The organism is Bowmanella dokdonensis, from assembly GCF_017254865.1.
GTDB classification, from domain to species: Bacteria; Pseudomonadota; Gammaproteobacteria; order Enterobacterales; family Alteromonadaceae; genus Bowmanella; species Bowmanella dokdonensis.
The window spans coordinates 112585-126255 of sequence record NZ_JAFKCV010000011.1; the positions used below are offsets into that span (position 1 = coordinate 112585).

10 protein-coding genes are annotated in these 13671 nt (G+C 54.4%); 7 read left to right on the top strand and 3 right to left on the bottom strand.

Annotated features, from left to right (window positions below):
• Positions 1–20 precede the first annotated feature (20 nt).
• Genes glgB through gnd form a run of 3 tightly spaced genes read left to right on the top strand, consistent with a single transcriptional unit; the run spans position 21 to position 5888 of the window.
• On the top strand, positions 21–2210 hold the full coding sequence (gene glgB, locus J0A66_RS16865; RefSeq protein ID WP_206575018.1) for a 1,4-alpha-glucan branching protein GlgB: 2190 nt from the start codon (positions 21–23) through the stop codon (positions 2208–2210).
• Complete coding sequence (gene glgX / locus J0A66_RS16870; protein ID WP_206575019.1) at positions 2194–4314, top strand: glycogen debranching protein GlgX; 2121 nt, start codon at positions 2194–2196, stop codon at positions 4312–4314. The genes glgB and glgX overlap by 17 nt, the downstream gene beginning before the upstream one ends.
• 41 nt (positions 4315–4355) lie before the next feature.
• On the top strand, positions 4356–5888 hold the full coding sequence (gene gnd, locus J0A66_RS16875; RefSeq protein WP_206575020.1) for an NADP-dependent phosphogluconate dehydrogenase: 1533 nt from the start codon (positions 4356–4358) through the stop codon (positions 5886–5888).
• 130 nt (positions 5889–6018) lie between these two features.
• Here gnd and J0A66_RS16880 read toward each other — a convergent pair whose 3' ends face one another.
• The gene (locus J0A66_RS16880) at positions 6019–6813 is read right to left on the bottom strand and encodes a DUF2989 domain-containing protein (RefSeq protein WP_206575021.1); all 795 of its coding nucleotides are present in this window, start codon (positions 6811–6813) and stop codon (positions 6019–6021) included.
• 212 nt (positions 6814–7025) lie between these two features.
• Between J0A66_RS16880 and J0A66_RS16885 the strand changes: the two genes are divergently transcribed.
• On the top strand, positions 7026–8486 hold the full coding sequence (locus J0A66_RS16885; RefSeq protein WP_206575022.1) for a glyceraldehyde-3-phosphate dehydrogenase: 1461 nt from the start codon (positions 7026–7028) through the stop codon (positions 8484–8486).
• Between the two features lie 79 nt (positions 8487–8565).
• On the opposite strand, the gene J0A66_RS16890 is transcribed toward J0A66_RS16885, so the two are convergent.
• Together J0A66_RS16890 and J0A66_RS16895 are read right to left on the bottom strand one after the other, a co-directional pair.
• Entirely contained in the window at positions 8566–9336 is a 771-nt protein-coding gene (locus J0A66_RS16890) for a hypothetical protein (RefSeq protein WP_206575023.1), read from the bottom strand.
• An 11-nt stretch (positions 9337–9347) separates the two neighbouring features.
• Positions 9348–9899 carry a M15 family metallopeptidase gene (locus J0A66_RS16895; protein ID WP_206575024.1) on the bottom strand — a complete coding sequence of 184 codons (552 nt, stop codon included), beginning with the start codon at positions 9897–9899 and terminating at the stop codon, positions 9348–9350.
• A 176-nt stretch (positions 9900–10075) separates the two neighbouring features.
• On the opposite strand from J0A66_RS16895, the gene J0A66_RS16900 reads away from it, so the two are divergent.
• The 3 genes from J0A66_RS16900 to J0A66_RS16910 all read left to right on the top strand — a co-directional run bounded on the left by J0A66_RS16900 (position 10076) and on the right by J0A66_RS16910 (position 13601).
• The gene (locus J0A66_RS16900; RefSeq protein ID WP_206575025.1) at positions 10076–10585 is read left to right on the top strand and encodes a TlpA family protein disulfide reductase; all 510 of its coding nucleotides are present in this window, start codon (positions 10076–10078) and stop codon (positions 10583–10585) included.
• Between the two features lie 58 nt (positions 10586–10643).
• A complete protein-coding gene (locus J0A66_RS16905) occupies positions 10644–11768 on the top strand; it encodes a M14 family metallopeptidase (RefSeq protein ID WP_206575026.1) in 1125 nt (374 codons plus the stop codon).
• Between the two features lie 153 nt (positions 11769–11921).
• On the top strand, positions 11922–13601 hold the full coding sequence (locus J0A66_RS16910; protein ID WP_206575027.1) for an alanine/glycine:cation symporter family protein: 1680 nt from the start codon (positions 11922–11924) through the stop codon (positions 13599–13601).
• Positions 13602–13671: the final 70 nt, after the last annotated feature.

The window sequence follows — 13671 nt, forward strand, 5'->3', positions numbered from 1 at the left end:
ACATTGACAATGAGGTAGACATGCAGACACAGGCACTGGAACAGGCCCGGGTGGCCGAACCCTTCGGCTTTTTGGGCCCTCAGCCCCATGAGGACAAGGTCATCCTTCGTGCCTGGTTGCCCGGGGCCAATCAGGTTCACTTGGTGGATGTAAGGACAGGCAAGTTGCAGGGTGCCTTGCTGGCAGAGGCCCAGAGCGGTTTGTTCAGCATTGAACTGGCGGCAGAGAAGATGCCCTCCTGCTATGCCTTTGAAGTTGACACGCCCCAGGGCAAATTTCAGCGGGTCGATCCGTATCAGTTCCGGGACCAGGCCTACCATGCGGTGCATTTTATCGACCACAGTCCGGAGAACCTGTATCAGCAGCTCGGTGCTCAGGTTATTGAGTTGGACATGGAACTCAAACACCCTGTCAGGGGCACCCGCTTTGCCCTGTATGCACCCAATGCCTCAGCCGTCAGCTTAATAGGTGATTTCAACTGGTGGGATGAGACAGCCCACCCCATGCAGAAGACCAGCCTGGGCTACTGGGTGTTGTTTGTGCCGGGAGTGGAGCCGGGCAGCCGATATAAGTATGCCCTCAAAGACAGGGAAGGGAACGGCCTGCCCCATAAGGCCGATCCGGTAGGCTTTCACGCCGAGCAGTATCCTTCTCATGCCTCGGTGGTCTATGATCATCACCAGTATCAGTGGCAGGATGGCGACTGGCGGGAAACGGCGGGACGGGACAAATACAGCCACCCCATGAGTATTTATGAGGTCCACCTGGGCTCATGGCGTCGGCGTATGGATGAAACAGGAGCCCGTTACCTGACTTACCGGGAACTGGCCGAACAACTCATTCCCTATGTCAGGGAGATGGGCTATACCCATATTGAGGTGTTGCCGGTTTCCGAATATCCCTTCGACGGTTCCTGGGGCTATCAACCGGTGGGATTGTTTGCCCCCACCAGCCGTTTCGGCAATCCGGACGACTTCAAATACTTTGTCGATGCCTGCCATCAGGCCGGCATCGGCGTCATCATCGACTGGGTGCCGGCACATTTTCCCGAAGATGGTCATGGCCTGGCCCGCTTCGATGGAACCCACCTGTATGAATATGAAGACCCCCGAAAGGGCTGGCACCCCGACTGGAACTCCTGCATCTATGATTATGGCAAGGATACGGTCAGGCAGTTTCTGGTGGCAAACGCACTGTACTGGCTGGATAAATTCCATGTAGACGGTCTGAGGGTGGATGCGGTCGCCTCCATGCTCTATCTGGACTATTCGCGTAAAGACGGGGAGTGGATCCCCAATGTGGACGGCGGCAATCACAACTATGAGGCCATTAGCCTGTTGCAATGGATGAACAAGGAAGTCTATGCCAGGCATCCCCATGCCATGACCATTGCTGAAGAGTCCACCTCCTATCCCAGGGTCTCCAGGCCCCTGTTCGAGGGGGGACTGGGCTTTGGCTTCAAATGGAACATGGGCTGGATGCACGACTCCTTGCATTATATCGCCAAGGACCCCGCTTACCGCCGCTATCACCATAATGAAATGACCTTTTCCATGGTCTATGCCTTCGACGAAAACTTTATCCTGCCCCTGTCCCACGATGAAGTGGTGCATGGCAAAGGGGCGTTGCTGCGAAAAATGCCGGGAGACGAATGGCAACAGGCCGCCAACCAACGCTGTTATGCGGCCTTTATGTATGGTCACCCCGGTAAAAAACTGAATTTCATGGGCAACGAAATAGGTCAGTCCAGTGAGTGGAATCATGACAGTTCGGTGCAATGGCATCTGCTTGAGTTTGACAAACACAAAGGTATTCAATGCCTTTACAGGGAACTTAACCACCTTTACCTGAAGTATCCGGCCCTGCACCAGTGTGATCACCAACCGGAAGGCTTCGAGTGGGTGGATCACCAGAATGCAGAACAGAGTGTCCTGGCCTTTTTACGCCGGTCCGCCGACGGCCGGCAGAAAGTCTATGTGATCAGTAACTTCACGCCTATCCCCAGGGAGAACTTCCGTATCGGAGCGCTGGACAAGGGTCACTACCGGTTGTTGCTGAATACCGATGACAGTCGTTACTGGGGCAGTGGTTACCATGAACAGCAGACTATTGTGCAGGATGAGCAGCCCTGGCATGGCAAACCCCATTCGATCAGGGTAAATTTACCTCCTTTGTCGACTCTGTTTGTTTTATATGAGCCAGAATCCTGAGCTGAGCTGTTCGGTTAGCGAAGGCTGTCCCAGGCCTTATGGGGCCAGCCTGACAGCCACAGGCTGCAATTTTTCCCTGCATGCCCCCAATGCCGAAAAAGTCACTCTGTGCCTGTTCCATGCTGATACGGAAGAGCCCCTTTGCCAGATAGATCTGCCAGCCAAGACCGGCAAGGTCTGGCATGGCCATCTTCAAGGGATACGCGCCGGGCAGTTGTACGGTTACCGGGTGGATGGCAAGAACGTGCCTGAGATTGGCCATTGTTTCGATGCCCAGAAGCTGTTGATCGACCCCTATGCCAGACGCCTCAACCGCCCGGCCCTGTGGAATGCCCGGCAGTACAAGGGTGACAGTCAGTTTATGGTGCCAAAGGGCGTTGTCTGTGAGGCACTGCCGACTTTCCGGGCAGCCGATAAACCCAATCATACCAGTGCCGACCTGATCCTCTACGAGGCCCATGTGAAAGGCCTGACCAGGCTTCATCCGGAAGTGCCCAAAGCCAGGCAGGGCAAGTTCCTTGGTCTGTGCGAGCCGGTCGTCATCGACCATCTGCAAAGACTGGGGGTTACGGCAATTCAACTGATGCCGGTGGCCGCTTTTATGCCTGAACCCGCAATCAGCGAGAAAGGCCTGACCAATTACTGGGGCTACAATCCAATCAACTTTTTCAGCCCCGATCCCCGTTATGCCATTGAGGACCCGGTGGCAGAATTTCGTACTATGGTGGAATGCTTCCACCGGGCCGGGATAGAAGTGATTCTGGACGTGGTGTTCAACCACACAGCAGAAGCAGGATTGGATGGACCGGTCCTGTCCTTCAAAGGGCTGGACAATCAGGCTTTTTATCTGTTCCAGCACAATGAGTTCGGCATCCCGGATTACCGTCGTTATCTGAATCATTCAGGCTGTGGTAACAGCGTCAATACGGCGCATCCCTATGCGATGAAGATGGTGATGGATGCCCTGCGATACTGGGTGGAAGTGATGGGAGTGGATGGCTTTCGCTTTGATCTTGCCGCCAGTCTGGGGCGGGATCCTTACGAGTTCTCCGGACAGTCAGGCTTTTTTCGCGCCCTGCGCCAGGACCCCGTGCTGGAAGGAGTCAAGCTGATCGCCGAACCCTGGGATCTGGGCATCGGCGGATATCGTCTTGGCCAGTTTCCGTCGCACTGGCATGAATGCAATGACAAGTATCGTGACAATGTGCGGGCCTTCTGGCGGGGTGACAAAGGCCTGACCAGCGTGTTTGCCACGCGCCTGTTGGGGTCGCGGGACATCTTCGACAAGGACACCCGCTCGGTGCACAGTACGGTGAACATGGTTTCTTACCATGATGGCTTCACCCTGCAGGACCTGGTCAGCTATGCAGAACGTCATAACGAAGCCAACCTGGAGCAGAATCGCGACGGCCATGGCCACAATCTGTCGGCCAATTATGGAACCGAAGGTCCCACCCAGGACAAGGCTGTACTGGCATTGCGGGATCGTCAGAAACGCAATCTGTTTGCCACCTTGTTATTTTCCCAGGGTATCCCCCATATACTCGGGGGAGATGAACTGAGCCGCACTCAGAAAGGCAACAACAACGCCTACTGCCAGGACAATGAAATAAGCTGGCTGGATTGGGAGTTAACTCAGCGTAAGGAAGACTTTCTCGCCTTCTGCAGACATGTGATCGCCCTGCGCCGGGGTAGCGAGCTGCTCAGTTGCCTGAATCTGCATGACGATCAGTTCTGCCTTCACTACAACGTTTCCAAGGTGGGCTGGTATCGCCCGGACGGCGCCCGAAAGGTGGTGGACGACTGGCATGATGTGAACAACCAGGCTTTTGCCGTGGCACTGAAGGGGGAAGGTGAAGGGGCCGAACATTTGCTGATTCTGTTCAATGCCAGTGATCATGAGGTGGAGTTTCATCTGCCGCCTGGCTCGGCCAACTGGTCCTTATTACTGGACACCCGCTACGACCATCCCGCCGATATGCCTACTCAGCCCTGTCATGAACGCTTCACCCTGGCCTACAAAAGCCTTTGCCTGCTGAGTGACGGATACGGGGAAGCAGGAAGTGGCGGGCAGAAGTTACAAGGCGGGGTGGAGTGTGTATAATCGCCGCCAATTTTTCCGGGTCCACAATACGGGATAGTAAGATGACGCCAGATACTCAGCTTTGCGACATTGGATTTATCGGATTGGGAGTCATGGGTAAAAACCTGACCCTGAATCTGGCCGACAACGGATACCGTATTGCTTGCTTCGACCTGGATCAGAGCAAGGTGGATGCCATTCTGGCCCAGGACAGGCAGGAAGCCGGCAGTGAGGAGGTTCGAATCCATGGCTGTCGTTCCTACACCGAGCTGCTGGCCAAACTGAAGAAGCCCCATCTGGTTATTCTGTCCGTGCCTGCCGGTGAACCGGTGGACCATGTCTGTAACCATCTCATTGATGCCGGCATCGGCGCCGATGACATAGTCGTGGATACCGGTAACAGCCTGTGGACCGACTCGGTGGCCCGTGAAGCCCATTACAAGGGCAAATTTATTTTCTTTTCCACGGCCGTATCCGGTGGTGAAGTGGGGGCCAGATTTGGTCCTTCTCTGATGCCTTCAGGGGATCCCTATGCCTGGACCCGTATCAAGCCGGTCTGGGAAGCCATTGCTGCCAAGGTGGATGCGGACTCCGGCAAGCCTATCGAGTCACATGTACCCGGCAAGCCGGTCAGGGAAGGGGAGCCCTGTGCCACTTATATCGGTCCTGTGGGGGCCGGGCACTATGTAAAAATGGTGCACAATGGTATCGAATACGCCGACATGCAGCTGATTTGTGAAGCCTATCACATCATGCGCGCCGGTTTGGGTATGCAGCCAGCAGAAATCGCTGAAACCTTCCGTCAGTGGAATCAGGGGGTGCTGAACAGTTACCTGATCGAGATCAGCGCCGAGGTGCTGGATAAACTGGATGAGGAAACCGGCCAGCCGCTGGTGGATTTGATCCTCGACAGGGCCGGACAAAAAGGGACCGGCCTTTGGACGGCCGTCAGTGCCCTGCAGGTGGGCAGTCCGGCGCAGACCATTACTCAGGCGGTATTTGCCCGCAGTATTTCCAGTCTTAAGGCCGAACGTCTGGTGGCAGCCGATGCCCTTTCGGGACCAGAGGCGCCGGTCCTTTCAGGGCAGGAAAAGGACCAGGCCGTGCAGAATTTGCACGATGCCCTGTATTGTTCGAAAATCTGTGCCTATGCTCAGGGATTCCAGCTGATGGCGATGGCTAGCAAGGAGCAGGGCTGGAAACTGGATTTTGCCCAGATAGCCAAGATCTGGCGGGCCGGCTGCATTATCCGCGCGGTTTTCCTGCAATCCATTACCCAGGCGTATGAGCAGAATGACAGCCTGGCCAATCTGTTGTTGGATCCGTTTTTTGCCAGCCAGATAAAGTCCTTTCAGGGCAATTGGCGTAAGGCGGTAGCGGATGCTACCTTGATGGGGATCCCCTGTGCAGCTATGTCCTCTGCGCTTAACTACTACGACTCATACCGCTGTGCGGTGCTGCCGGCTAATCTGTTGCAGGGGCAGCGGGATTACTTTGGTGCCCACACTTTCGAGCGCACCGACAAATCACCGGGCCGAAAATTTCATATCGAATGGAGCCAGCCGGGACAACCTCAGGTGGCAATCAAGAAATAACCCACAGTGCGATCCCCGCATAAGCCGGCATCAAGCCGGCTTTTTTGCCATTGCAGACGAATTAACCAGAAATTTTGTCCTGCGAACAAATATTTTTCCTGAAAGTGGCTTACAAAAATGCAGTCAGTGATTAGAGGGGGGCGATAAAGCGCCCCTCTTCAATCAGCTCGATATAGTGCGCCGCCTTATCCTCAATGGGGGCGGTCTTCTTTCCCTGTTCATGCAAAATGGCCTGAATACTGGTCAGGTTGAGATCTTCCACGCCGAATTCCCGAGCGACATAACCCCACAGATAAGCCCAGTCAAACTGCTCTTCCTTCATAAACAAACTGGACAGGCTACGAAAGATTTCCCTGTCGATTTCTTCATCTTCCTTGTACAGCTCCAGTGCGTGGTAGAGCAGTCGGATGGTCTTTGGGCGATCAAACTTGCTGTAGTAAGTGGCCAGTGCGACCTGCATTTCGGGGTATTCAAGCTGATTGTTCTTCTCGTACTGCAAAAATCCCTGTAAGGCCTGCTCGCTGTGAAAACGCGACCATTGATAGTAAAGCAGATGCGGTGTGGTGGCATCGCGGGTTTCATTTGCCAGCCGCTTGAGTTCGCGCTCGGCGGTCAGCAGGCCACGGATACGTTCCGATTTCTTTTCCTTGAGCTTGATATGCTCAATCTGAGAGGCCTTGCTGATACATTTCTTATAGTCTTCGAAATCCAGTAACAGATCATAACGCAGCTTATCTGTGGGACTGACCGACATCTGATACCTGTGCTTGATGATGTCGGCCTTTTCCGCCCGGCACCAGCCATCCGGATTAAGATCGCTACACATGTCGGGATAGGTCTCGCAGATATCCTTGACACTGTTGCTGTTGAAGCCCCCACAGGCGGACAGCAGGAAAAGTAAAAAAACTGAGGGGATTCTACCCATGAAAACTCCGGAAAATGAAGAAAGTTTACCTACAAATAACTGGTAAATCAGCTAATTCAAGTAATTCTGAAACTTAAGCACAATTTGGCGTGGGCCCGCTGTTTCATTAAAATAGCGGCCGTTTTTGACGATGCCAAGAGGTAACCTGTTTTTATCCACGCGTCATCGACAACCCACCTCTTCTATAACCCAAAGACGTAAAGGCGAAGTGCATGAACCACCAACATGAACAAGAGTTACTGAACAGCTGGCAGGAGCGGCAGGAATATGCCGAGTTGATGCAACCTCTGCTTGGCAAACTGTACCGTGAAAAGGCGGTCGAGGTAACTCTTTATGGTCGTCCACTGCTGGGGGCTAACAGCATAGACATCATCAAGGCGCATCGCATGGTGCGCCTGCATACGGGCAATAAGCTGCGGTTGCGTGAGAGCTGGCCGCTGCTGGAGGCCATGAGCGGGATGAAGCTGGCTCCTGCCCAGGTGGACCTGGGTAAGCTGGCCTATAACTATCATTTCGGGGATAAGGCCCAGGGCCGCGACATACAGGGTTATCTGCGTGATGAGCTGGCCGATATCGTCGATCGGGACGACACCCATGAACCCCAGGATGTGGTGCTCTATGGTTTCGGCCGCATTGGCCGCCTGCTGGCCCGCCTTCTGATTGAGCGCCACGGCCGTAACAACAAGTTGCGCCTGCGTGCCATTGTCGTCAGGGGTGGCAAGGAAGGAGACCTGGAAAAGCGCGCAAGCCTGCTGCGCCGTGACTCGGTGCATGGTCCTTTTAACGGCAGCATTACGGTGGATGCGGAGCGCAATGCGCTGAAAGCCAACGGCGCCTATATCCAGGTGATCTATGCCAATAGTCCAGCCGAGGTGGACTACACAAAGTATGGCATCAACAATGCCATCGTGGTGGACAACACCGGCATGTGGCGTGACCGTGACGGACTGGGCATGCATCTGCAGTCCAAAGGCGCCGCCAAGGTGTTGTTGACCGCGCCGGGTAAAGGCGACATCAAGAATATCGTCTATGGGGTCAACAATCATGACATCGATCCTGCAGACGCCATACTCTCTGCAGCAAGCTGCACCACCAATGCCATAACACCGGTACTCAAAGCCCTGGATGAGCACTATGGTATTCTTAACGGTCATGTGGAAACAGTGCATTCCTACACCAATGACCAGAACCTGATTGACAACTTCCATAAGGCCGAGCGTCGTGGCCGTGCGGCACCGCTGAACATGGTCATTACCGAAACCGGCGCTGCCAAAGCCGTGGCCAAGGCGTATCCCAAGCTGGCAGGAAAACTCACTGGTAATGCCATCCGTGTCCCCACTCCCAATGTATCGCTGGTCATCTTGAACCTGAATCTGGGTAAGGAAACCAGCAGGGAGGAGATAAACGAGTTTTTGCGCAAGACCTCGCTGTTCTCCGATTTACAGCATCAGATTGACTATACGGCGTCCACGGAAATCGTTTCTACCGATCTGGTGGGGTCGCGCTTTGCATCGGTGGTGGATTCCCAGGCCACTATTGTGGCAGGCGACAGGGCCACCCTGTATGTTTGGTATGACAACGAGTTTGGCTATAGTTGCCAGGTCATGCGTGTGGTGCAGGATATGGCCGGACAAAAGGTACCGACCCTGCCGGCCAGTAAAGTCATCCGATAAGAACAGAGCTACACTGAAAATGCCCGGCTTGTCCGGGCTTTTTTACAGCAGGAACCTGACAGGGACAACGGCCTGCCGGTTATTTTTTAAACCAGGACCGGATGTTGCCGACCAGACTGACGCCCTGATGCAGGGCTTCGGTCACAACTGACGGCGGAGAGGCGCTTTGTAGTTGCCCCTCCGGCTTTTTATCCGCCACCCCCTTTATTTTGCCAATCTCCCTGAGTCCCATGTAGCTGACAATGATCCCCACCACCCAGGGAATAGACTCCATATATAACTGGCCGGCAAAGGTGACCGGGCCCTGTCCCTGAGAGAAAAGTTGCGCCAGTCCGCTCATCAGGCCCGGGTCTGGATGATCCGGCCAGCGCATGACCCCGAACACATATTCGAAAGCGTTAAATGGCTGGATCCAACGCTGCAGGAAAGGCAGCCAGGTCACCAGCAGGTTTTGGATCAGGTCGATCACCACAAGGAAGAAGGGAAACATCACATAGTAGACCATCCAGCGCACCGCCCAGGGGCGGGTGGTCATGCGCATCAGAGCAATCTTTGAAGCAGCGCTGGCATCCAGTTTACTGGTGATGTGACTGTCCACCAGGCCAATCTCCACACCTAGGCGCTCATTCTGGGCCAGATACTGGTCCACTTCCCTGGCCATGATTTCTGCCCAACGATTCTGCTGATCCAGAGACATCTGCTGGACTTCAGTTTGCAACTCTTCCGGTGTTGAGGCCACAGATGCCTGGCCCGTAATCTGCTGCACCGTCTGGCGCCCCTTGCCAAACAGATCGGACACTTTATTGATGGCAGAGAAGATGTTTGGGATGGCGGCAATCAGTTGCATCATGGTGCAGTCTCCTAAAACAGATTGGCATCGATAAGTTTGTTTTTGATCAGGGTTTCCCGCACGGCCTCCGGGGAGAGGGTTTTCAACGGGTTACCCCCGATGCGCAACTGTGCATGGGGGTATTCCCTGAAGGTCGTCCAATCGCCCGCCCAGCTCATTCCCACCTGGCGTACTGCTTCTCCGTAGGCATCCCAATGATCTTTGGCTTCCAGATAGTTCCAGGCAGCTTTGCCGCCGATCAGCGGCACGGCGTCCCAGGCTTCGGCATAGTTGTGCCAAGACTCGCCAGGGGCCGCATTGGTGACATGCTTGCCATAGCAGGGGCCGACCGATTCGAGTACATTGGCCAAAAAGCCGAAACCCTGACGATGGAAGCTGGCCATTTTCTGCTCGACTTCGGCCCTGGAACGGGACTGGCGGTAGAGTCTGGCCTGTTCCTCCAATGTTCTGAGGGTACAATAAATAAGCAGGTCGAAGCCGGCAGCATCATGGCAGGCACGGGTAACCCGTTCAGCTTTTTCTCTGGCCTCTGGGACCAGATCTTTCAAATCACGTGACGCCATGCACATTCTCCGGGAATGATGGACCGCCCAAAGGCAGGCTCTGTTCAGCTTTGGCCTGCCACACATGAGTGTAGCGATAAAATTTTACGCCGGTGAAAAGGCATTAAAAAATAATCGCGGCTGTCAGACGGTGAGACGATAAAAATACGAGTACAGCCTGATAAAAGGAGGCGTGAATGAAGAAGTTGGTCAGGTCCAGGAGGCTCAGAGCCCTTGGGCGATGGGCCCTGTTAATCCTGCTGCTGGGAGGAGTTTACCAGTGGCAGACGCGGCATATGCTTGTGAGCGGCAGTCAGGTAGAGGAAATCAGCCTGTTGTCGTTACAGAGGGAGTCGATCCTCTTGGCGGCAGACGAGCGACCTGTACTGCTGTACTTTTTTGCCCCCTGGTGCGGGATTTGCGCTGCCAGCATCGGCAATCTGAACAGTCTGGATTCCAAAGCGGTCAGGGTAATTACCATCGCCATGGATTATGGTTCTGTCGAGGAGGTGTGGGAGTTCGTTCGCCGACATGAAGTAAGTGGTCCGGTTCTGCTCGGCCATCAGGAACTGAAAATGACATTTAATCTTCGCGGGTATCCCACCTACTACCTGTTGGACAGGGATAACCGGGTGCTGGCATCGGATATGGGTTACAGCTCGGGACTGGGACTTAAAGTGCGCCAATGGCTGGCCTCGGGCTTGTGAGAAATGCCCCAGTTTGTGTTAGATTAAGCGCCGTCATTCACCTTACGTCAGATTTACAATGAGAATAAGCTGCAATTTTGATAGCGGTAATATCCAGGTCGTTGAGGCCAATTCCCCGGACAATATTCGTCTTCGTATCCGCAAGGACAATCAATCAGACTTTTATCAGTGGTTTCACTTCCGACTCGACAGTCAGTCCATGCAGAATCACAGGCTGGTCATTGAAGATCTGGCCAAGTCTGCCTATCCGGATGGCTGGCAGGGCTACCAGGCCGTAGCCTCCTATGACCGCCAGGAATGGTTCAGGGTGGATTGCGAATTCGATGGCAACAGCCTGATTATTGACCATACGCCCGAGTACGCTACCACCTATTTTGCTTATTTCGCCCCTTATTCCTATGAGCGTCACCTTGATCTGTTGGCCTGGGCGCAGACTTCGTTTGATTGCGAGCTCAGTCATCTTGGCGAAACCCTCGATGGCCGCGATATGTCGTTGCTGACCATAGGACAGGCAGAACAAGGCAGGAAGAAAATCTGGATCGTTGCCCGCCAGCATCCGGGAGAGACCATGGCCGAATGGCTGGTTGAAGGATTGCTGGAGCGGTTGCTCGACGAAGATGACGGGCTGGCCCGTTCATTGCTGGAGCAGGCGGTCTTTTACGTGGTGCCCAACATGAACCCGGACGGTGCAGTTCGCGGCCACCTGCGCACCAATGCCAAGGGAATTAACCTGAATCGTGAATGGGCTCATCCGTCGTTGGAAAACAGCCCGGAAGTCTTCCATGTTCGCAATAAGATGCAACAGACCGGGGTGGACATGTTTCTGGATGTGCATGGTGATGAAGCCTTGCCCTATAACTTTGTGGCCGGCGGTGAGGGGATACCCAATTACTCGGATAAGATTGCCCATCTGGAAAGCACTTTCAAACAGGCTTTGCTGATTGCTACACCGGAATTCCAGGATACCTACGGCTATCCCAAGGACAAACCTGGTGAAGCCAATCTGACCGTAGGCTCCAATGCCGTGGGCAACGACTTCCAGTGTCTGGCCTACACGCTGGAAATGCCGTTCAAGGACAACGCCGAATTGCCCGATGCGGCCTACGGCTGGTCACCGGAGCGCAGCAAAAAGCTGGGACAGGATGTGCTGGTGGCGATACGGGCTGTGCTCAGCCAGCTCTGACAGGTCCGATCCGCAACAGGTCCGATGGCGTCTGCGGCGGGATTAAAAGACTGCAAATAATGCATGAACACAGGTAAGCTGTGCGCGGGTGGATGGAAAGCCGCCCGCTTATCTATAACAAGCGAAAATAACGATAAATAAAAGGGGAACGCATTGGAATCCTTCAATCAACTATTACTCGGCCTCGATGGCATGCTGGGCAGTGCAGCCTGGTTTCCTTATGTGCTGCTGGGCGTGGGTCTGTTCTTTACCCTGTACCTGGGCTTTCCACAGATTCGATACTTCAGACATGCCTGGCTGGTGGTCACCGGTAAGCTGGACCGTAAGGGCGCCCCGGGCGATACGTCGCATTTCCAGGCCCTGACTACCGCCCTTTCCGGTACCGTGGGTACGGGCAATATAGGCGGAGTGGCTTTCGCTATTTTTCTCGGTGGTCCGGCCGCCCTGTTCTGGATGTGGGCCACGGCCTTTTTGGGCATGACCACCAAGTTTGTTGAGGTCACCCTGTCACACAAATACCGGATCAAGACCGAGGACGGCACGATGGCTGGCGGCCCCATGTTTTACATGGACAGACGCCTGAATATGAAGTGGCTGGCCGTTGCCTTTGCCATCGCCACAGTGATCAGTTCTTTTGGCACCGGTAACCTGCCGCAGATCAATAACATCGCCCAGGGCATGCAAGCCACTTTCGGTCTTGAGCCCATGCTCACCGGCGGGGTACTGGCAGTATTGCTGGGTCTGGTGATCCTTGGCGGTATCCATCGTATCGCCAAGGTTACCTCCAGAATCGTGCCCTTTATGTCGGTACTCTATATTGTCGGCGCACTGGGGGTGATTTTCTATAATATCGAGAATATTGGTCCGGCCTTTGCCTCGGTCATCTCCGATGCCTTCACCGGTTCTGCCGCTGCCGGCGGTTTCCTCGGCGCCACCATCGCTTATGCTTTTAACCGTGGTGTAAATCGCGGTTTGTTCTCCAACGAAGCGGGGCAGGGGTCGGCTCCTATCGCTCACGCCGCCGCCAGAGCCGATGAACCGGTTTCCGAGGGCATGGTGTCTATCCTGGAACCTTTTATCGATACCATTATCATCTGTACCCTCACTGGTTTGGTGATCCTGTCATCCGGCGTCTGGAAGGAAAAGTTCGACAATCAGTTTGAACGTGCCGATATGGTGATACTGGCAGGCCAGTACTCAGATCAGAATGACCAGGACAAGCACCAACTGTATCTCTATCTGAATAATGAAACCGGCCATCAGGTAAAAACCTTCAACGGTAGTATTGAAGTGGTCGCCGGCAAGGCCCTGACCCGCGACTTTACCGTCATCAACGCCCGCTCTGTGGCGGAAGATGTGATGTTCAGCGTGGGAGAGAAGGAAGATCTGTTCACCGGTACCCTGAATGTGCAGGACGGCAAGCTGGCCAAGGACAATATTATTGTCACCGGCAAGTCCCTGGTGCATTCCGCGACTCTGACGACCATCGCCTTTACCCGCGGTTTCTTCGGGGATTACGGCCAGTACATCGTTTCTATCGGACTGTTGTTGTTCGCTTTTTCCACAGCCATTGCATGGTCCTATTACGGCGACCGGGCCATGACCTACCTGCTGGGCCCCCGTTCCGTCATGCCCTACCGGGTATTTTATGTTGCAGGCTTCTTCTGGGCGTCATTTTCCGATACGACTCTGGTGTGGAACCTGGCCGCGGTGGCCATTGTCGTAATGACCCTGCCGAATCTGTTCGGTATTATGATGCTGCGCAAGGAAATGAAAGAAACAGTGGACGAGTACTGGCGTGATTTCAAAGCCAAGTCGGCCCCGAAGGACTGACAGTTTGATGAAGCGCGGCCAAGGCCGCGCTTTTGCTATAAGCGCCAACGGAATAACTTCTATGACTGAT

Excerpts from the sequence above, each read along its gene's own strand:
- glgB (WP_206575018.1), top strand. The coding sequence starts at position 21 with ATGCAGACACAGGCACTGGAACAGGCCCGGGTGGCCGAACCCTTCGGC.
- glgX (WP_206575019.1), top strand. The coding sequence starts at position 2,194 with ATGAGCCAGAATCCTGAGCTGAGCTGTTCGGTTAGCGAAGGCTGTCCC.
- gnd (WP_206575020.1), top strand. The coding sequence starts at position 4,356 with ATGACGCCAGATACTCAGCTTTGCGACATTGGATTTATCGGATTGGGA.
- J0A66_RS16880 (WP_206575021.1), bottom strand. The coding sequence starts at position 6,813 with ATGGGTAGAATCCCCTCAGTTTTTTTACTTTTCCTGCTGTCCGCCTGT.
- J0A66_RS16885 (WP_206575022.1), top strand. The coding sequence starts at position 7,026 with ATGAACCACCAACATGAACAAGAGTTACTGAACAGCTGGCAGGAGCGG.
- J0A66_RS16890 (WP_206575023.1), bottom strand. The coding sequence starts at position 9,336 with ATGATGCAACTGATTGCCGCCATCCCAAACATCTTCTCTGCCATCAAT.
- J0A66_RS16895 (WP_206575024.1), bottom strand. The coding sequence starts at position 9,899 with ATGGCGTCACGTGATTTGAAAGATCTGGTCCCAGAGGCCAGAGAAAAA.
- J0A66_RS16900 (WP_206575025.1), top strand. The coding sequence starts at position 10,076 with ATGAAGAAGTTGGTCAGGTCCAGGAGGCTCAGAGCCCTTGGGCGATGG.
- J0A66_RS16905 (WP_206575026.1), top strand. The coding sequence starts at position 10,644 with ATGAGAATAAGCTGCAATTTTGATAGCGGTAATATCCAGGTCGTTGAG.